The 20356-nt window shown below is 65.9% G+C and carries 16 protein-coding genes; 9 read left to right on the plus strand and 7 right to left on the minus strand.

The features are described 5' to 3' along the window. Window positions 1–240: 240 nt before the first annotated feature. From QX039_RS32015 to QX039_RS32030, 4 genes are all read left to right on the plus strand, one after another. Entirely contained in the window at window positions 241–1989 is a 1749-nt protein-coding gene (locus QX039_RS32015; RefSeq protein ID WP_315740250.1) for a phospholipase D-like domain-containing protein, read from the plus strand. A 30-nt stretch (window positions 1990–2019) separates the two neighbouring features. After that, on the plus strand, window positions 2020–3066 hold the full coding sequence (locus QX039_RS32020; protein WP_315740249.1) for a DUF2278 family protein: 1047 nt from the start codon (window positions 2020–2022) through the stop codon (window positions 3064–3066). A gap of 151 nt (window positions 3067–3217) precedes the next feature. Beyond that, entirely contained in the window at window positions 3218–4204 is a 987-nt protein-coding gene (locus tag QX039_RS32025) for a glutathione S-transferase family protein (protein WP_315740248.1), read from the plus strand. A gap of 9 nt (window positions 4205–4213) precedes the next feature. Beyond that, the gene (locus QX039_RS32030) at window positions 4214–4624 is read left to right on the plus strand and encodes an ACT domain-containing protein (protein ID WP_315740247.1); all 411 of its coding nucleotides are present in this window, start codon (window positions 4214–4216) and stop codon (window positions 4622–4624) included. 22 nt (window positions 4625–4646) lie between these two features. On the opposite strand, the gene QX039_RS32035 is transcribed toward QX039_RS32030, so the two are convergent. Beyond that, window positions 4647–5705 (minus strand): LysR family transcriptional regulator, encoded by a 1059-nt coding sequence (locus QX039_RS32035; protein ID WP_315740358.1) that lies wholly within the window; start codon window positions 5703–5705, stop codon window positions 4647–4649. A gap of 155 nt (window positions 5706–5860) precedes the next feature. Here QX039_RS32035 and QX039_RS32040 point away from each other — a divergent pair, with 155 nt between their 5' ends. The 3 genes from QX039_RS32040 (at window position 5861) to QX039_RS32050 (ending at window position 9859) form a co-directional block, all read left to right on the plus strand. After that, window positions 5861–7522: an acetolactate synthase large subunit gene (locus QX039_RS32040; protein WP_315740246.1), complete on the plus strand. Its 1662-nt coding sequence runs from the start codon at window positions 5861–5863 to the stop codon at window positions 7520–7522. 1 nt (window position 7523) lies between these two features. Then, entirely contained in the window at window positions 7524–9125 is a 1602-nt protein-coding gene (locus QX039_RS32045; protein WP_315740245.1) for an FAD-binding protein, read from the plus strand. 110 nt (window positions 9126–9235) lie between these two features. After that, a complete protein-coding gene (locus tag QX039_RS32050) occupies window positions 9236–9859 on the plus strand; it encodes a glutathione S-transferase family protein (protein ID WP_315740244.1) in 624 nt (207 codons plus the stop codon). A gap of 3 nt (window positions 9860–9862) precedes the next feature. On the opposite strand, the gene QX039_RS32055 is transcribed toward QX039_RS32050, so the two are convergent. The 6 genes from QX039_RS32055 to QX039_RS32080 form a co-directional block, all read right to left on the minus strand. Then, on the minus strand, window positions 9863–10651 hold the full coding sequence (locus QX039_RS32055; RefSeq protein ID WP_315740243.1) for an IclR family transcriptional regulator: 789 nt from the start codon (window positions 10649–10651) through the stop codon (window positions 9863–9865). 32 nt (window positions 10652–10683) lie between these two features. Further along, complete coding sequence (locus QX039_RS32060; protein ID WP_315740242.1) at window positions 10684–11445, minus strand: glucose 1-dehydrogenase; 762 nt, start codon at window positions 11443–11445, stop codon at window positions 10684–10686. Further along, window positions 11442–13175: an FAD-dependent oxidoreductase gene (locus QX039_RS32065; RefSeq protein ID WP_315740241.1), complete on the minus strand. Its 1734-nt coding sequence runs from the start codon at window positions 13173–13175 to the stop codon at window positions 11442–11444. The genes QX039_RS32060 and QX039_RS32065 overlap by 4 nt, the downstream gene beginning before the upstream one ends. A 10-nt stretch (window positions 13176–13185) precedes the next feature. Then, window positions 13186–14397 carry an ABC transporter substrate-binding protein gene (locus QX039_RS32070; RefSeq protein ID WP_315740240.1) on the minus strand — a complete coding sequence of 404 codons (1212 nt, stop codon included), beginning with the start codon at window positions 14395–14397 and terminating at the stop codon, window positions 13186–13188. A 254-nt stretch (window positions 14398–14651) separates the two neighbouring features. Next, window positions 14652–15023: a hypothetical protein gene (locus QX039_RS33135; protein ID WP_409998904.1), complete on the minus strand. Its 372-nt coding sequence runs from the start codon at window positions 15021–15023 to the stop codon at window positions 14652–14654. A 694-nt stretch (window positions 15024–15717) separates the two neighbouring features. Continuing rightward, entirely contained in the window at window positions 15718–16548 is an 831-nt protein-coding gene (locus QX039_RS32080; protein ID WP_315740239.1) for an alpha/beta hydrolase, read from the minus strand. A gap of 397 nt (window positions 16549–16945) precedes the next feature. Between QX039_RS32080 and parC the strand changes: the two genes are divergently transcribed. After that, window positions 16946–19198, plus strand: a complete 2253-nt coding sequence (gene parC, locus QX039_RS32085; protein ID WP_315740238.1) for a DNA topoisomerase IV subunit A — start codon at window positions 16946–16948, stop codon at window positions 19196–19198. Between the two features lie 83 nt (window positions 19199–19281). Beyond that, entirely contained in the window at window positions 19282–20244 is a 963-nt protein-coding gene (locus tag QX039_RS32090; protein ID WP_315740237.1) for a cation diffusion facilitator family transporter, read from the plus strand. Window positions 20245–20356: the final 112 nt, after the last annotated feature.

Consider the following 20356-nt stretch of genomic DNA (forward strand, 5'->3'; position numbering starts at 1 on the left):
GAGACTGACGACACACGCGCCGGCATCACGGCAAAGCTGATCCGGATACCGTCTCCGACTGTGACGTCATTCACATCCGCCTTCACATGACCGACGTAGGATCATGCAACAATCCTGGTTGATGACCAGTTTCGCATCATTTTGAGGTTGCGTCGTCCGCGGCTCATGGCGAAGATTGTAGCCCTTCGGCGAGATGCGTTTCGTGCGCGCCTTTTTTCATCACCGTGGGGCATTTCGATCATGAGCGATTTCGAGAACAGCAAATCCAGCAACGGGTTCACGTCCAAGCTGTGGCGTGGAGAGCGCATGACGATGATCGGCTTCGACGTCGCCGAGCCCGAACCCGATCTGGTCGGATTCTCGATCGAGGTGAAGTCGCCGGGCGCGCGGGATTTTTCCCAGTTGCGCAACAGGATCGCGTTTTCCTATCCGGCCGGGGCCGGCGCGGAGGTCGACGGCAACCGGAATTTCCCGTCGACCGAGGCGCCGTTCCAGAAATTCCGCTGGATCCATTTTCCTTACCGGCCCAAGGACGGAGTCTATACGTATCGCGTCGCCAAGCAGCACATGCGCAATGACGGCACGCTCGTGGCAGGGACCAGCCTCTCGCTCGACATCACGCAGAGCGCCGTGACCTATGATGGCCTCATCGACATCGGTTTCACCCGCAACTTCGCCTCGTCTCAGGCCTATCGCGATCAGTTCGGCAACAATGCCGAGATCATCCCCGTCGAGAGCCGCGACGGGCCGAGCTTCGAGAAGCTCGACCTCGCCAACGAGGCCGGCGACAGCGTCTACGAGTGGCTGGGGTTCGAGGCCTACGACCTCCTGTTCGGCTTCTTGAAAGAGGCCCTGGCGGATCCCGGGCTCACGCTCGACGTGATGGCCTATGACCTCAATGAGCCCGACGTGATCGGCCTGCTGGAGCAGTTCGGCCCGCGGCTGCGCGCGATCATCGACGACTCCAACGCCAAGGATAACAGCCACAAGCTGCCCGGCAGCGCGGAATCGCGCAGCGCCAAGCGCTTCAAGCAGGCGGGTGCTGCCGTGCTGCGCACGCATTTCAGCAATCTCCAGCACAACAAGGTCCTGATCACGCGCCGCAACGGCAAGCCCGAGAAGGTGCTGTGCGGCTCGACCAATTTCACCTTCCGCGGCCTCTATATTCAGGCCAACAACATGCTGGTTTTTCATTCGCCTGATGTCGCCGGGCTGTTCGGCGAGATGTTCGACATCGCCTTCGAGGACCCCTCGGCCTTCCGGACGAATGATTTTTCCAAGAAGTGGCACGCCGTCCACACCGAGGGAAAGCCGACCGTACAGCTCTGCTTCTCACCGCATCAGGCCACTGATCTCTCGCTCAATCCGATCCGGGCCGCGATCGATCAGGCCACCTCGTCCGTGTTCTACTCGGTCGCATTTCTGAGCCAGCTCGGTGACGGTCCGACCAAGGAGGCGTTCGACCGCGTGATGGAGCGGCCGATCTTCAGCTACGGTACCGTCGACAAGCGCGGCGCCCTGGAGCTGCGCAAGCCCGACGGCTCGATCGGTCTCGTCGATTTCGCCTATCTCGCGAGCAAGGCGCCGGAGCCGTTCCGCAGCGAATGGTCCGGCGGCAAGGGCCGTAACATCCATCACAAGTTCCTGGTGACCGATTTCAGCCTGCCGACCGCGAAAGTGTTCACCGGATCGAGCAACTTCTCGCCGAGCGGCGAGAAGGGCAACGGCGACCATCTCATCATGATCGAGGACCGAAAGATCGCCACCTCCTATGCGATCGAGGCCACCCGCGTGTTCGATCACCTGCAGTTTCGCAACCGGATGCGCGACGCGTTCCACGGCAAGTCCGAGCGGCAGCGCGCTGCATCCGCGCCTGCCGCGATCACGCTGCGCAAGCCGACCGCATTGTCCGGCAAGCCGGCCTGGTTCGAGCGCTTCTATGTCGAGGGGTCGCAGGCCGAACGCGATCGATTGCTGTTCTCGTCCTAGATGTCGTTACGGACAGAGTTGGAGACGACCATGCCATTGAACGACTATTCGCTTCTCAAGGGTCGGCCCATCAACAATCGTCTGGCGACGGGAAGCAGTCCGCACTATCAGGTGCAGGTCTCCGCCGATGGTGAGCTCTATCGCATCGCCATCAATGTCCGCTCCCAGGATGGCAGCGAGGTCGAATTCCTGGTCCGCTCGCGCTTCGAACATCCGATCGTCGATGGCCTGAAGGCGTTTTCGGAAGGGCTGCATCCGCTGGAGAGCAAGCCCGGCGGCGTGGCGCTCGATTTCATCCGGGGCAATCTGATGCAGCCATGGGAGCTGAAGCCGCTGCCGCTGTCGGCCGCGGGCCCCGACAACGATCTCAACGAGAAGATCGACGCCTACGTTCAGCGCGCCATGTCGGACGAGACGGCTCTCATCTACGCCTTCGGCGTCGCATGGGGACCGGAGGACAAGGCCGACCGCTATTTCGGCTTCAAGCCAGGCCGCGGCATCCACGACATCCATTTCAACCAGGGCAATCCGCCCGGCAAATACGCCAAGGACAACGGTCCCTGGCAGGATGGCGGACTGCTCTTCGAGTTTCCCGACCAGCAGCAATGGGTCGCCGTCTTCCTGAAGTTCCAGACCCAGGCCTGGCATTCGGACGATGCCAGCGGAGGGGTCATCCTTCCGCCCGATCCCGATCACCCGAACGCGCCGCATACGCCTCCCGACCGTGACCACATTCCGCCGCTCGACGTGCCCGATGGGCTGGTGCGGATCATCGCGGCCTATGTCAACGACGTGCGCACGCCGGAGCAGGAGACGGTCACGCTGCTGAACACTGCCGATGTCGACGTCGATCTCACCGGCTGGCAGATCAAGGACAGGCAGAAGAACGCCATGCAACTGAGCGGCACGATCGCGCGCGGCGCCACCTTGGTGGTGCCCATCGTCGCGCCGGTCGCGCTGTCGAACCGCGGCGGAATCATCACCCTGTTGAATGCCGCGGGCGTGAAGGTGCACGGCGTCTCCTATACGCGGGAACAGGCGGCGCAGCCGGGCCGCACCATCCCGTTCCAGTCGTGACCGCGTGTTTCGGCGGAGCCGTGCCTTGAAGCGCGGGCTCTCCGCTGGCGCAGCGGCGGAGTGATGTGTACTCCTGTCATGCGAGGGGCCAAGGCAAAAGGGCGGCACATTGCGGCCCTCCGCCCAGGCCACGCTGTGGGAGGAGAGCGTCATGGGAGTCCTGGTCGACGGCCAATGGCACGACGTCTGGTACGACACGGCGGCGTCCGGGGGCCGTTTCATCCGCAAGGATTCGGCGTTCCGTAGCTTCGTCACGGCTGACGGCCGTCCGGGCCCGTCCGGCACCGGCGGCTTCGAGGCCGAAGCGGGCCGCTACCATCTTTATGTCAGCCTGGCCTGCCCGTGGGCTCACCGCACCCTGATCATGCGCGCGCTGAAGGGGCTCGATGACATGATTTCGGTATCGGTCGTGCACTGGCTGATGCGCGAGCAGGGCTGGACGTTTGCCGAGGGGCCGGGCGTCGTGGCCGACAGCGTCAATCACGCCGGCCTTCTGCATCAGGTCTACACCGCCGCGGAATCGCATTATTCCGGCCGCGTCACCGTGCCCGTGCTCTGGGACAAGCAAAACCGCACCATCGTCAACAACGAGTCATCCGAGATCATCCGCATGCTGAACTCGGCGTTCGACGGCGTCGGCGCCAGGCAAGGTGACTATTATCCGCAAGCCCAGCGCGATGAGATCGACGCCATCAATGTGCGCGTCTACGACACGCTGAACAACGGCGTCTACAAATGCGGCTTCGCGACCACGCAGGGAGCCTATGAGGAGGCGATCGGGCCGCTGTTCGCCACGCTCGACTGGCTGGAGGAGCGGCTGTCGACCCGCCGCTTCCTGCTCGGCGACACCATGACCGAGGCCGACATCCGGCTGTTCACGACCCTGATCCGCTTCGATGCCGTCTATGTCGGCCACTTCAAGTGCAACATCCGCCGCATCGCCGACTATCAGCATCTTTCAGCCTACACGCGCGATTTTTACCAATGGCCGGGGATTGCCGCGACAGTGAATTTTGAGCACATCAAGCGGCACTACTACGAGAGCCATCGCACCATCAACCCGACCGGCATCGTCCCGGTCGGGCCGCTGCAGGATTTCACCGTGCCGCATGGTCGCGAGCGCCTCGCGGCGAACTGACGAGGATCCATGGCGGGCGAACCCAACCTCGATACGCTGCTGCGCACGATGGCTCCGGAGCTGCAGGACGATGTCTTCGTGTTCTGCACTGTCGATACGCATCACGACATCCCGGCCGAGCTGACGCCCTTGATGCTGTTTCGAGAGCGCGAAGGGATCACGCTGATCGTCCGGCGCGAGGACGCCGAGCAGGTCGGGCTGCCGTATCAGTTCGTCGCGCGCCTGATCACGCTGTCGGTGCTATCAGCGCTCGATGCGGTCGGCTTCCTCGCCGCGGTCACAACCTGCCTCGCAGGGGCGGGCATCAGCGTCAACGCTGTCTCGGCCTTTCATCATGATCACCTGTTCGTCCCGGAAGCGCAGGGAGAGCAGGCGATGCGGCTTCTGCAGGAGCTGTCCCGCAGCGCGGCCAGCAGATGATTGCGCAAGGCCGGCGACCGAGTCAGGCTTTGCCCCTGGTGGGATGACGCGATTGGCTACGTCCGGTTGTGCTCGGCTTCTTGCGTGGGACGGGTCGAGACCGATGCGTGTCACGTGCGGCGCGGGGAGCTGGCGGCCGGCGTGGTCCGGTCAGCGTTCGCGCAGCTTGCGCGCGCACCAGGTCCATCAGCATCATCGCTGCGGGCGATAGGGTCCGTCCCTTCAGCCGCAGGATGCCGAACTGCGCCATCAGCAGGTCCGACGCGCGCGGCTCTTTCAGTTCGGCCACGTTGAGCCTGACCAACTGGCCGGAGGCGAGCTCATGGGTGAGCACGGCATCGCCGGCGACGAGCACGATGTCGGAGCGAATGGCCATTTGAATCAGCAGGCTCGCGTTCTCGGATTCGAGCGCGACGTCGAAGCCGCGGCCCTCCGGCGCAGCGATGAGCGCTTCCAGGCGCCTGCTGAATTCCGGTGGCAGCGCAACGGAAGCGAAGTGCTGGCCGGCGAGCTCGCGTGCCGAAAGCTCCCGTCGGCGCGCCAACGGATGAGTCGCCCGACAGTAAAAGTGTCCTGGAAGGCCGCCGAGCGGCTCGATGTCGAGGCTGTCGTCGGCGCGGATGTCGGTGATGTGCGCGAGGAAGAAATCGAGCTTTCCTTGCTGCAGCACCTCCATCAGGGCGCGCCAATTGTCCTGTACCACGATGATGCGCACGGACGGGTGCTCCGAATACAGCCGCGCCATGGCATCCGGCAGAAGCGTCAGCCCGGTGAACGCGCCGACGCCCACCGTCACCTCGCCGGCATCTCCCGAGCGCAGCAGGCGCATCTCGCGGCCAAGGTCGTCTGCGCTCGACAGGAGCGAGCGGGCCCGCGCCACCAGTCGCTCGCCGACCGGTGTGATCTCCACCGAGCGCGAGCTGCGGTCGAACAGCCGCATCCCGACGGCGTCCTCCAGGGTCTGCAAGCTGCGGCTCAGCGCCGACTGCGTGACGTGGGCGCGCTGGGCCGCCCGGGCGAAATGCCGCTCTTCCGCGAGGTAGACTAACTGCTGCAGCTGGCGCAGGGTGGGGGTGTACATCGATGCACCGAAATCATTGATCAAGCCATAACAATTCATTGGATTTCTGAGACCGTCAATTCCAAAATGGCGCAAATATAAACAGGGGAAATGCCATGGCGGGGCCGGCCAAGTCGCCCCGAGCTGCGGCAGTTTCCCCGCAACAGGCTTTTCTCATGCCCAACGGCGCACAAGCTCTGATACGGACCCTGGTCAATTCCGGCATCCGGGTCTGCTTCACCAATCCCGGCACCTCCGAGATGCATTTCGTCGCCGCGCTGGACTCCGCGCCGGAGATGCGCGCCGTGCTGTGCCTGTTCGAAGGGGTGGCGACCGGTGCGGCGGACGGCTACGCCCGGATGACCGGCACGCCCGCGGCAACGCTGCTGCATCTCGGTTGCGGTCTCGGCAACGGCCTCGCCAATCTGCACAATGCGCGCAAGGGCAAGGTGCCCGTCGTCAACATCGTCGGCGACCACGCCACCTATCATGTCCCGTATGACGCGCAGCTCCAGTCCGACATCGAGACCGTCGCACGCAACGTCTCGCCGGAATTCGTCTGGACCTCGCAGGTGACGTCGGAGCTGTGCCGTGACGCGGTGGCGGCCGTGAAGGCGGCATGCTCCTGGCCCGGGCAGGTCGCGACGCTGATCCTGCCGGCCGACGTGTCCTGGGGTGAGGGAGGCGTCGCCGAGCCGGCGCCGGTGATCGAGCCGCCGGCGCCCGCCGACGATTCCGCTGTGCAGGCCGTCGCCGAGGCGATCAAGTCGGGCGGCCGCAGCGCGCTTCTGCTCGGTGGTACGGCGCTGCACGAGGAATCCCTGCTGGCGGCCGCGCGCATCGCCGCGGCCTGCGGTGTGAAGGTCTACGCCGAAACCTTTCCGACACGCATGCAGCGTGGAGCGGGCCTGCCGGCCGTCGAGCGGATCGCCTATCTCGCCGAGATGGCGCAGATCCAGCTCAAGGAGATCGACACGCTGATCCTGGTCGACGCCAAGGCGCCGGTGTCGTTCTTCGCCTATCCCGGCAAGAAGAGCTATCTGCCGCATGACGGCTGCAAGGTGCTGACCTTGTCGACGCCGGCACAGCACGCCGCGTGCAGCCTGACCAGGCTGGCCGCCGCCCTGGAGGCAGCGCGCGCCACGCCGGCGTTGTCACCGGCCTCGCGGCCCGGACGTCCGCGCGGCAAGAAGCTCACCGCGGAAAAGGTCTGCAAGGCCGTGGGTCATCTCCTGCCCGAGAACGCCATCATCATCGACGAGGCGATCAGCTCCGGCCTGATGCTGTCGAAATTCACCGCGGGCGCTCCGCGCCACGATCTGATCACCCTGACCGGCGGCGCCATCGGGCAGGGGCTGCCGAATGCGATCGGGGCGGCGATCGCCTGTCCGGACCGGCCGGTGATCGCGCTGATCGGCGACGGCAGCTCGATGTATACGATCCAGTCGCTGTGGACGATCGCGCGCGAGCGGCTCAACGTCACCGCCGTGATCTTCAACAATGCATCCTACTCGGTGCTCAACGTCGAGCTGGAGCGGGTCGGCGCCGAGGAGATCGGACCGAAGGCGCGGGCGCAGCTCGACCTTCACGGACCGGTCCTCAAGCTCGCGCAGATCGCCGACGGCATGGGCGTACGCGCGACCCGCGTCGGCACGCCGGACGAATTCACCAGCGCGTTGCAGGGAGCGCTGGCGCGGCCGGGGCCGCATCTGATCGAGGCCATGGTGCCGCCGGCGCTGACCGGCCTCAAGCTGAAGCTTTTGCCGCACCTCTTGGGATCGCTCGACCGCGTCCCGCTGCCGGTGGCGCGGATGCTCAAGCGCAAGATCGCGCCGTGACATGAGCGCGACGCTGCAATCCGATGTCGTCATCGCCGGCGGCGGTCTCGCCGGCATCGTCACCGCGCTGGAGGCACTGCGCGCCGGCAAGTCGGTGACCATCGTGGACCGGGACACGCCCGAGCGGTTCGGCGGGCTGGCGTTGTGGGCGTTCGGGGGCATGGCGCTGGTCGGGACGCCGTTGCAGGCGCGCATGAAGATCCCGGATACGCCCGAGATCGCGTTGCGCGACTGGATCAGGTTTGGCGAGCTCGATGCCGTCGAGCACTGGCCGCTGCAATGGGCCCGCTACTACGTCGCGCATTCGCGCAGCGACGTTTACGACTGGCTGCTGGCGCACGGCGTGACGTTCATGCCGGCGGTGAACTGGGTCGAGCGCGGCCGGCACGGCGACGGCAATGCGCTGCCGCGCTATCACATCGTCTGGGGCACCTCGCAGCGGCTCACGCGCGTGATGATCGAAGCGATGCGTGCGGCCGATAGCGGCGGCCGGCTGACGGTGCTGCACCGTCACCGCGTCGTCAGCCTCGATCGCGCTGCCGGCGCCGTATCGGGCGTGGTTGCCGTCAACGAGGAGACGGGCGCCGAAATCCGCATCGCCGCGCCGCTGACAGTGCTGGCGATGGGCGGCCTCAATGGCAGCCATGCGGAGGCCCGCGCCAATTGGCTGAAGAGCCGGCCGCTGCCGCAGGCGATGCTCAATGGCGCGCATCCGTTCTCTGATGGCAAATTGCATCACCACGCGGCCGAGGCGCTCGGCGCCGAGATCACGCATGCCGGCGAGATGTGGAACTACGCCGCCGGCATCCCGCATCCGTTTCCGCATTTCGACGGCCATGGCCTGTCGCTGGTGCCGTGCAAATCGGCACTGTGGCTCAATCACAGGGGCGAGCGCATCGGGCCCGAGCCGCTGGTGACCGGCTTCGACACCCATGATCTGTGCCAGCGCGTCGCGGCGCAGGAGAAGCCGTATACGTGGCATCTGTTGAACTGGCGCATCGCCGCCAAGGAGTTCGCCATCTCCGGGGCCGAGCACAATCCGCGCATCCGCGACCGGCAGATGCCGATGTTCCTCAAGGAGACCCTGTTCGGCAATCATCGCCTGGTCAGGCAGATGCAGCGCGAGAGCCGGCATTTCCTGGTCGACGAGACGCTGGCCGGTCTCGCCGCCAAGATGAATGCGCTGACCGGCACCGGCGACGTGAAGCCGGAGGTGCTGCAGGCCACCGCCGACGCCTTCGACGCGAACTTTGGGAATGGCGACAAGCTCCACAACGACGACCAGTTGCGCCGCATCCTGCACGCGCGGCAATGGGGGCCCGACAAGCTCCGCACCTGCAAGCCTGCGCCGCTGCAGGCGCCGGGCGCCGGGCCTTACATCGCCATTCACATGCAACTCATCACCCGCAAGAGCCTCGGCGGCCTCAAGACCGATCTGCAGAGCCGGGTGCTCGACACCACGGGTGCGCCGATCGGCGGCCTCTATGCGGTCGGCGAAGCGGCCGGCTTCGGCGGCGGCGGCGCGTCCGGCAAGCGATCGCTGGAGGGTACGTTCCTGCCGGGTTGCATTCTCACCGCACGGGCGGCGGTGCGCGCAATGTGACGCTACGGGAACCGTACGAGTCGACGGAACCGTCGCTGAATTTTTGCTCCGTCGCTGTCGATCCGGTGCTGCTACGTTCGTCTTCAAGGCACAGGAGATGGAGACCCGTCATGAAGATCTACTGGATCAAGGCCCAGGCGCCGCGCCGCGTGCTCGCGCTGGTGAAGCACCTCGGCGTTCCCGCCGAGTTCATCGATATCAGCCGCGGCCTGAAGACGCCGGAGTTCGCCGCGCTCAACCCCAACATGAAGGCGCCGGTGCTGGTCGATGGCGACACCGTGCTGTGGGAGTCGACCGCCATCATGGCGCACCTCTGCATTCGCGAGAGCTGCGACATGTGGCCGGCGCGCGATCCGCAGGAGCAGATCGAGGTGCTGCGCTGGCTGGCATGGAACGACTGCCACTGGGCGCCGGCGGTCGGACCGTTCTATTTCGAGCACATCGTCCGCAAGACGTTCGGCCTCGGTGTGCCTGACCGTGCCGCGCTGGCCGGCAAGGTCGCCAACCTGAAGACCTTCGCCGCCGTGCTCGATGCGCATCTGCGGGCGCGCAGCCACATCGCCTGCGACCGGCTCACCATCGCCGATTTCGCGGCGGCGTCGATGGCGACCGACTGGCGCGAGGCCGAGATGCCGATGGAGGCGTTTCCGAACATCGTGCGCTGGCTCGATGGCCTGATGCGGCTGCCGGCGTGGGCCGAGCCGTGGCCGGAGAAGCGCTCGGTCGCGGCCTGAGCGTCACGGCTGCGCGATGCCGTGGCCGAGCTGCTTGGAGATCTCGGCCGCGCAGGCACGCAGCCGCGTCGCCAGCGGTGACTGCCAGCCGGCGTCGAAGGTGCCGGCCGGGCCCATCGCCGTGATGACCAGTGCGACGTGGCCGGCGTGATCGAACACCGGCGCGGCGAAGGCGTTGACGCCGGGCAGCGGATCGCCGACGGCGCGCGCGAGCCCCTGCGCGCGCACCTCGGCCAGTATCTCGGCGACCTTCGGACTCTTTGGTGAGCGCTTCGGATTGTAGCCGACGCCGAGATGGTCGAGGCCGGCGTCCAGCGCCGCTTTCACGGTCTTCGGCGGCAGGAACGCCGCGAAGGCCCGGCCGGTTGCCGTCTCCAGCAGCGCCATGATCGAGCCGACGCGCATCACGATGTGCACCGGATGGCTCGGCTCCTCCAGCCGCACCACGGTCGGGCCGTTGGTGCCCCACACGGCGAGCGACACCGCGTGATCGATGGCCCCGGCGAGCGCGGCGATCTTCGGCGTTGCGATCCGTACCGCCGACAGCCGCCGCAGGCTGATCAGGCCGAGCTCGAGCGCGAGCGGGCCGATCTCGTAGCGTCCGGTGGTTTCGTCCTGCTCGATCAAACCGATGCGCGAGAAGCTGACGAGATAGGGATGCGCCTTGGCGGGCGGCAGCCCGGCCTCGCGCGCGAGGTCGCGCAGCATCATCGGCTCGCCGCTGCGCGCCAGTGCCTGCAGCAGGGTGCCGCCGACCTCGATCGACTGGATGCCGCGGCTCTCTCGTCCCATGTCTCGTTGTGCCCCCTGGTCCGGCGCCGTGCCTACACCGCCAGGAAGCCGCCGTCGACCGGCAAGGTCACGCCGTTGACGTAGGACGCCATGTCCGAGACCAGGAACGCCACCGGGCCCGCGAGCTCCTCGGGCTGGCCGACGCGGCCGAGCGGCGTGCGGCTCATGAAGCCGGCGAGCCGCTCGGGATCGTTGCGGGTCGACTCCGTCATCGCGGTGGCGATCACGCCGGGCGCGATCGCGTTGACGCGGATGCCGTCGGCGGCGAGCTCGCGCGCCAGCGCCTGGGTCAGCGACTTCACGCCGCCCTTGGAGGGCGAGTAGCCGAGCGTGTTGCTGATGCCGATGAAGGAGGCGACGGAGGCGATGTTGACGATCGTGCCGCGCGTCGCGCGCAACGCGGCGAGAAACGCGTAGGTGACGTTGAACACGCCGTTGAGATTGACGTCGAGCACGCGCTGCCAGTTCTGTGGCGCGCGGGCTGAGTCGATGCCCTCGCGAATGATGATGCCGGCGTTGTTGACGAGGATGGAGATGGCGCCGACCTCGGTGCGCAACTGCGCCGCCAATGCGGTGCAGCCCGCGGCGTCGGTGACGTCGAGCCGATGTGCCCACGCCTTGCGGCCGTGATCGCGGATCTCGGCGGCGCAGCGCTCGGCGCCCTCCAAGTCGATGTCGGTGATGATCACGTCGGCGCCGCGGCCGGCGAGCCCCAGCGCGATCGCGCGGCCATTGCCGTGCGCCGCGCCCGTCACCAGCGCGAGCTTGCCGGCCAACATCTGACTGTCGCTCATGCGGGGCTCCTTTGCCTGGCGCGTTCGGCGAGATGCCGGCCGGCAATGTAGCCGAAGGTCAGCGCCGGGCCCAGCGTGATGCCGGCGCCGGGATAGTTGCCGCCCATGATGCTCGCCATGTCGTTGCCGGCGGCATACAGCCCCTCGATCGGCTGGCCCTGCGCATCGAGCGCGCGGGCATGCTCGTCGGTGCGGATGCCGGCATAGGTGCCGAGATCGCCGATCACCATCTTGATCGCGTAGAACGGCCCGTCCTTGATCGGCGCCACGCACGGGTTCGGCCCGTGCAGCGCATCGCCCTGGTAGCGATTGTAGGCGCGCGAGCCCTTGCCGAAGGTCGGATCCTGGCCCAGCGCCGCATCGGCGTTGAAGGCGGCGACGGTTGCTTCCAGCGCCATCGCGTCGATGCCGGCTACGCGCGCGAGCTCGGCGAGCGTCGCGCCGCGCTTGAGATAGCCGGTGCTGAGATGATGCCCGAGCGGCATCGGGAACGGTGGTACGCAGCCGAGGCCGTAGCGGCGCAATGAGCGGTGATCGGTGATCAGCCAGGCAGCGATCTCGCGGCCGGGCTTGGCCGCCTTGACCATCGCCTGCACGAAGTCGTGGTAGGAATTGCCTTCATTGGCGAAGCGCACGCCGTCCGCGGTCACTGCGATCACGCCGGGCTTGGCACGGTCGATGAAGTGCGGCATCACGCCCTTGCTGCCGTCCTTGCGCGTGGTGACGGAGACCGGCACCCAGGCCGCCGCATGCGGCAGGCCGTCCTCGACCCGGCCGCCGACCGCTTCCGCCAGCCGCAGGCCGTCGCCGGTGTTGCCGACAGGGCCGGGCGACACATGCTCCTGGCCGGTCGGCGCATGCGGAAACATCGCCTTGCGTCGTTCGACGTCATGCGGGAAGCCGCCGCAGGCAAGCACCACGCCGAGCCGCGCATTGACCCTGATGCGCTTGCCCTGTCGCGTCACCACGGCGCCGCGCACGGCATCGCCGTCGCGGATCAGCTCCGCCACAGGCGACGACAGCCACAGGGGAATGCCGAGATCGAACGCGGATTTCGCCAGCCGCCCTGCCAGCGCGTTGCCGTTGGTGAGCGTCATGCCGCGGCCATGGCGCAGCACGTCCAGCGCATGTTTCGACAGCCGCTTGGCGACATAGAACGCGGACGCCAGCGACTTGGTCGCGCGCATGAAATGGATGATCTCCTTGCCGGAGCCGAGCATCATGCCGAACACGGTGAGCTCGGGCAGCGGCTGGCCGAGATCGTTGATGTGATCGCCCAGCTCGCGGCCGTCGAACGGCCGCGTCACCATCGAGCGGCCGCCCTGCGTGCCGCCCGGCGCCTCCGCGTGATAGTCAGGGAAGGTCAGCGGCATGTCGAACTTGAGTGCCGTCTTGCCGATGAAGAAGTCGACCGCCTCCGGGCCCTTGCTCAGGAACGCATCGACCCGCGCCGCATCGAAACTGTTGCCGGCTTCATGACGCAGATAGCTGCGCGCCAGCTCGGGCGGCTCGTCGATGCCCCACGCCTTCGCCAGCGAGGTCCCGGGGATCCACAGCCAGCCGCCGGAGCGCGCGGTGGTGCCGCCGAACCGCGGCTCCTTTTCGGTGACGAGGACCTTCAGCCCGGCATGGGCGGCGGTAACCGCCGCTGACAGCCCGGCCGCGCCGGAGCCGACCACCAGCACGTCGCAATCATAGCTGTCGCCGTCCTTGGTATCGGCTCCGCTCATGCGCGCGCTCCTACTTCTTCAGCAACGGGCACTTGGACTCGGAGACCGGCCGGAACGCATCCTCGCCCTTCACGGTCTTGACGATCTCCAGATAGTCCCACGGCTCCTTCGACTCCGACGGCTTCTTGACGCGGGCGAGGTACATGTCGCGGATGACCCGGCCATCCTCGCGCAACTTGCCGCCGTGAACGAAGGTGTCCTCGATCGGCAGCTCGCGCATCTTCGCCATGACAGCCTTGGGATCATCGGTGCCGGCCGCCTTGATCGCCTTGAGATAGTGCAGCACCGAGCCGTAGACGCCGGTCTGGATCATGGTCGGCATCACCTTGGCGCGAGCGTAGAACTTCTTCGACCAGGCGCGGGTGGCCTCGTCCATCGCCCAATAGGACGCCGTGGTCATGTAGGTGCCCTGCGCGGCCTCGAGCCCGATCGCATGCACGTCGGTGTCGAACATCAGGAGGCCCACCAGCTTCTGGCCGCCCTTCACCAGGCCAAACTCGCCGGACTGCTTGATCGCGTTGTCGGTATCCTGGCCGGCATTGGCGAAGGCGACGACGTCGGCCTTGGAGCTCTGCGCCTGCAGCGCGAAGGAGGAGAAGTCGGCGGTGTTGGTCGGATGCTTGACGCCGCCGAGGATGGTGCCGCCGAGCTCCTTGATGAAGCGTGTGGCGTCCTTCTCCAACTGCTGGCCGAAGGCATAGTCCGCGGTGATGAAGTACCAGGATTTGCCGCCCTGGCCGATCACGGCCGAAGTCGTCACCTTGGACAGCGCATACGTATCATAGGTGAAATGCACGGTGTTCGGGCTGCACAGCTCGTCGGTCAGCGAGCTCGCGCCGGGACCGGACAGCAGCGCGATCTTGTTGCGCTCGCGCACCATGTTGTGCACGGCAATCGCGATGCCGGAGTTGGGGATGTCGACGACGGCGTCGACCTTGCCGTTGTCGAACCAGTCGCGCACGACCGTCGTTCCGACGTCGGTCTTCATCTGGTGATCGGCGCTGATGATCTCGATCGGCTTGCCGAGCACATTGGGGCCGAACTCCTCGACCGCCATCTTGGCCGCCTCGACCGAGCCCGGCCCGCTGTTGTCGCGTCCCCAGCTCGAGAGATCGGTGAGTACGCCGATCCGCACCACGTCGTCAGAAACCTGGGCTGAAGCGCCTGTCGCGATGAATGATGTCGTTGCCAGGAACGCGCAGGCGAGCAGCTGCCGTCGCATGAAGATCCTCCCCGTTTTGCTCCGCTCTGTCGGCGGTGATGGGAATTAGACATTGACGAATAAATTTGTCAATTGCGAACGGGTGGGACGTGGCGCAGCGGCCGGGGGATAGAAGATGGAGGCCGGCGGCGCGTCAGGCGCGATCCGACGTCCTCATGGTGAGGAGCGCCGCGTGCGGCGCATCTCGAACCAAGAGGTCCCGAAGTGAGCGCGTTGGGGATGCTTTACGACTGTAGGAAAGCCTGTGATCCGCTCTACATGCGCGGCATGATCTGCAGTTCGAGCAGCGCGAGCCGCTGCATCGCGGTGACGTCGCGCTCGCCGGCCTTGGCGGCACGCAGCACGGCTTCCGCAAGCAGGTTCACGTTCGTCGAACTCACCGGCTCAGGCAGCGCGGCGACCGACGCGTTGAGGGCTTCGGTCATCAGCGCGATGACATCAGGCGAAAAGGACGCATCGGAAAAATTCTTCATGCAAAGATGCCCGCCAGCAGGTCGTGCTTCGGTTGATATCGCATACGCATTACGTTGATGCGGAGAGAACGCGCCTTGGGCGCTATCGGTTCCCGCGGTTGCGCTGAGCTGCGTGGTCCCGCTTCTGATATGCAGAATTGCGCGATCTCCCATGCGCCAATTGCCCGTCGAGCCAATCTGCCGCAGGGGGCGCGCCTTGTGTCGTCGGGCAAATCAGGACGATGTTTCCCGGCATCCCGCCTCCACATGAGGGGCGCATCGCGATCGTCACGAGACGTAGGAAGCGGGGAGCGGTGGCCTGTCGGATCGCAGCGTGCATGTGCGCGCGGACGAACGTGTCCGGCAGGACGAGGAAATCGCAGCGTCCTGGCGCCCCGATGCTGGCGCCAAGTCCGTGGGTGATGATCCCAGGGGCGACGGTGGCTCACAAGCCGGACACCGGGGAGACTGCGTATAACTCGTAAGCCCATCGCACAGGGAGGGCCGGGTCGTCCGGCTGACCTGTGGTACCTGCCGCCTGCATTTTTTTTCGCAGGCGGGCCACGGGCCTCAGTCGAGGTCCGGCCTTCCCTGCGCCCTCTGTTAGATGAGGGTGATCGATCCTGATAGCTCGGGCGCGGAGCGCGTCGCGAGAAGGCAGGACGACGTCTCCAACGCGGAAATTGAGATAGTGGATCAATGGTAGCCCCGAACTCGTCGTGCCCGGGCTTGTCCCGGGCATCCACGTCGTTCGGCGTGTGCAGTGCTGCGTGGATGGCCGGGACAAGCCCGGCCATGACGAGCAAGATTTGAGATCTATCGCTTCATCGGCATCGGAATGCGCATTCGGCGAAGTGCAATGATCGAGCTACCCCTTGATGAAGGCCAGCAGGTCGGCATTGATCACGTCGGCATGCGTGGTCGCCATGCCATGCGGAAATCCCGGATAGGTCTTCAAGGTCCCGTGCTTCAACAGCTTGATGCCGATGCGCGCGGAATCGTCGATCGGGACGATCTGGTCGTCCTCGCCGTGCATCAGCAGCACCGGCACGTCGATCGCCTTCAGGTCCTCGGTGAAGTCGGTCTCCGAGAAGGCCTTGATGCAATCGTAATGGGCCTTGGTGCCGCCCATCATGCCCTGGCGCCACCAGTTGCGGATCACGCCTTCGGAGACCTTGGCGCCGTCGCGGTTGAAGCCGTAGAACGGGCCGGTCGGAATATCGAGGAAGAATTGCGCGCGGTTGGCGGCGAGCGCCGTGCGGAAGCCGTCGAACACCTCGATCGGCAGTCCGCCGGGATTGCTCGCCGTCTTCAGCATGATCGGTGGTACCGCTCCGAGCAACGCGGCCTTGGCGACGCGGCCCTTGCCGTGCTTGGCGACGTAGCGCGCGACCTCGCCGCCGCCGGTGGAGTGGCCGACATGGATCGCGTCTCGCAGGTCGAGCTTCGCGGCAAGCGCAGCGACATCGGCGGCGTAGGTGTCCATTTCATTGCCGGTCTCCGTCTGGCTGGAGCGGCCGTGACCACGCCGGTCGTGCGCGATGACGCGAAAACCCTTGTCGAGGAAGAACAGCATCTGCGCGTCCCAATCGTCGGACGACAGCGGCCAGCCGTGGTGGAAGACGATGGGCTGGCCCGAGCCCCAATCCTTGTAGAAGATCTGCGTGCCGTCCGATGTCGTCACGAATCCTGAGCTCATGGAGCATCTGCCTTTCTCACTGGATGGGATCTGCCGCGTTCAAGGCGCGGCGCGATGGCTCTCCTCGCAGGGCCGTTGCGTCGGCGAGGATGAGCGCCGTCACCTTAGCGACGGCGGGTGACGATCTCAGCTACACAGACTCGTGTGCGACATCGTTGCACCTCAACGGGACGCGGGTCGGCTGCTCAATCCGTGAGCGTTGCGACATGCGTCGGCGTCACGTGAACTGCATGATTTTCGGGCCGGGTTGCGGTTCCGCGGCCGAAGTCCCGGCTTTTTCCTCGGGGAACCGGGCAGGGCCGACATTGCGCCCCAGCGCATCATCGCATAAAGCCTGTTCCCAAATCGTTCACGCTAGCTCAGGCTCAAGGGCTAACCCACTGAAAGCTCAACGCGAATGGGAAAATCACTGATTCCGCCGGAACCAGCCGAGATTCACGAGGTGACGCTCCGGGATGCGCTGGAAGAGCGCTATCTCGCCTACGCGCTCTCGACCATCATGCACCGCGCACTGCCGGACGCGCGCGACGGCCTCAAGCCCGTGCACCGGCGCATCCTCTACGGCATGCGGCTGCTGCGGCTCGACCCGGGCACGGCGTTCAAGAAATCCGCCAAGATCGTCGGCGACGTGATGGGCTCGTTCCATCCGCATGGCGACCAGGCGATCTACGACGCGATGGTGCGCCTCGCGCAGGATTTTTCCTCGCGCTATCCGCTGGTCGACGGCCAGGGCAATTTCGGCAACATCGACGGCGATAATCCGGCAGCCTACCGCTACACCGAAGCGCGCATGACCGATGTCGCGCGGCTGCTGCTGGAAGGCATCGACGAGGACGGCGTCGAGTTCCGGCCGAACTATGACGGCCAGTCGAAGGAGCCGGTCGTACTGCCCGGCGGCTTCCCGAACCTGCTGGCCAACGGCGCCCAGGGTATCGCGGTGGGCATGGCAACTTCGATTCCGCCGCACAATGCCGCGGAGCTCTGCGACGCCGCGCTGCATCTGATCGAGAAGCCTGACGCCAAGTCGCGCGCGCTGCTGCGCTGGGTGAAGGGGCCGGACTTCCCGACCGGCGGCACCGTGATCGATTCCAAGGAGTCGATCATCGAGGCCTACACCACCGGCCGCGGCTCGTTCCGTGTCCGCGCCAAGTGGAAGCAGGAGGAGGGCAACCGCGGCACCTGGATCGTCGTCATCACCGAGATTCCCTATCTCGTGCAGAAGTCACGGCTGGTCGAGAAGATCGCAGAGCTGCTCAACGAGAAGAAGCTGCCGCTGGTCGGCGACGTCCGTGACGAGTCGGCCGAGGACGTGCGGCTCGTGATCGAGCCGAAGTCGAAGAACGTCGATCCGGCGCTGATGATGGAATCGCTGTTCCGGCTCACCGATCTCGAGAGCAAGATTCCGCTGAACCTCAACGTGCTGATCAAAGGCCGCATCCCCAAGGTGGTGGGCCTGGCCGAGTGCCTGCGCGAATGGCTCGACCATCTGCGCGACGTGCTGCTGCGGCGCTCGAACTACCGCAAGAAGCAGATCGAGAACCGGCTGGAGATTCTCGGTGGCTATTTGATCGCCTACCTCAACATCGACGAGGTGATCAGGATCATCCGCACCGAGGACGAGCCCAAGCCGGTGCTGATGAAGACGTTCAAGCTCACCGAGGTGCAGGCCGAGGCCATCCTCAACATGCGCCTGCGTAGCTTGCGCAAGCTCGAGGAAATGGAGATCCGCACCGAGGACAAGAATCTGCGCGGCGAGCTGAAGGGCATCAATGCGCTGCTCGGATCCGAGGAGCTGCAATGGGCCAAGGTCGGCGAGCAGGTCAAGACGGTCCGCGACATGTTCGGGCCGAAGACGCCGCTCGGCAAGCGCCGCACCAATTTCGCCGACGCGCCTGAGCACGATCTCGCCGCTATTGAAGAAGCCTTCATCGAGCGCGAGCCGGTCACCGTCGTCGTCTCCGACAAGGGCTGGGTGCGCACCTTGAAGGGCCACGTCGCCGACCTGTCGAACCTGCAGTTCAAGACCGACGACCAGCTCGGCCAGGCGTTCTTCGCCGAGAACACCTCCAAGGTGCTGCTGTTCGCCAGCAACGGCAAGTTCTACTCGCTGGACGTCGGCAAGCTGCCCGGCGGGCGCGGCCACGGCGAGCCGATCCGCATGTTCATCGATCTCGACCAGGACGCTTCGATCGTGTCGATGTTCGTCAACAAGGGGGAGCGCAAGTTCCTCATTGCCGCCTCGGACGGTCAGGGCTTCGTGGTCAAGGAGGAGGATTGTGTCAGCAACACCCGCAAGGGCAAGCAGGTGCTCAACGTGACCGCGCCGGCGGAAGCGCGCGCGATCACGACGGTCGCGGGCGATCAGGTCGCGGTCATCGGCACCAACCACAAGATGGTGGTGTTTGGGCTCGACCAGGTGCCGGAGATGGCGCGCGGCCGCGGCGTCCGGCTCCAGAAATACACCAGCGCGCAGCTCTCCGACGTCACCACCTTCGAGCAGAAGCAGGGACTGGCCTGGAAGGATTCCGCCGGCCGCGACCAGGGGCTGAGCTGGAAGGAGCTCGCCGACTACCGCGGCAACCGCGCCGATGCCGGACGCATCGCGCAGGGGCTGCCGAAGTCGAACAAGTTCAACCGGCCGATCGAGTAGCGACGTAATAGTATCCGTCGAGCGGCCGTCTATATCAGGCAGCGGGCGATCGCGAGGCGCGCGATCGCCCGGGGGCACGTTGGATGGCGCACTCGCATTCTCATCATCACGGCCATGACCATTCCCATGATCATGGCCCCTCACATGCCCACGGCCATGCCGGCCACAGCCATGCGCCGGTGAGCTTTGGTGCGGCCTTTGCGATCGGCGTGTCGCTCAACACGGCCTTCGTCATCGCCGAGCTTGTGTTCGGCTATGCCGCGCATTCGCTGGCACTGATCTCGGACGCCGTCCACAATCTGTCCGACGTGATGTCGCTGCTGCTGGCCTGGGGCGCCCTATGGCTGGCGGGCCGGCGGCCGACCGACCGCCATACCTACGGCTATCGCCGCGCCTCGATTCTGGCGGCGCTGATCAATGCGGGGCTGCTGCTGGTGGTGGTCGGCGGCATCGCCGTCGAGGCGTTCGATCGCCTGCGCAATCCGGGCGAGGTGGCCGGCACCACCGTGCTGTGGGTCGCCGCGCTCGGCATCGCCATCAACGGCGCCACCGCGATGATGTTCATGCGCGGCCGCGACACCGACCTCAACATTCGCGGCGCCTACCTGCACATGGCCGCCGATGCCGCCGTGTCGTTCGGCGTGGTCGTCGCGGCGCTGGTCACGATCTGGACGGGGTGGCTGTGGATCGATCCGGTGGTCAGCCTGGTCATCGCGCTCGTCGTGCTCCTGAGTGGCTGGGATCTCGCCCGCGACAGCGTCAATCTGGCGCTCGACGCTGTGCCGCGCGACATCGCGCTTCCGGAGGTGCGCGAATATCTCGCCTCCCTCGACGGCGTCAGCGAGGTGCACGACCTCCACATATGGGCGATGAGCACCAACGAGACCGCGCTGACGGCGCATCTGGTACGGGCAGGCGGAACGGATGATGCATTCCTGCATCGCGTCTGCGCCGAGCTGTCACATCGCTTCAACATCCAGCATCCGACCCTGCAGATCGAGGCCGATGGCTGCGCCTGCAAGCTCGCTCCTGCCGACGTGGTGTAAGCCGCGATGGGTCAGCTCCCGCCAGCCAGTCTGCACAGCGCGCCGGCGATTTCCCTCGACCGGCGGAGTTCCCATTCCTGCCGGCGGCGGCGCCGTGATAACAGTGTCCATT

The organism is Bradyrhizobium sp. SZCCHNR1043, assembly GCF_032489675.1.
Classification (GTDB): Bacteria; Pseudomonadota; Alphaproteobacteria; order Rhizobiales; family Xanthobacteraceae; genus Bradyrhizobium.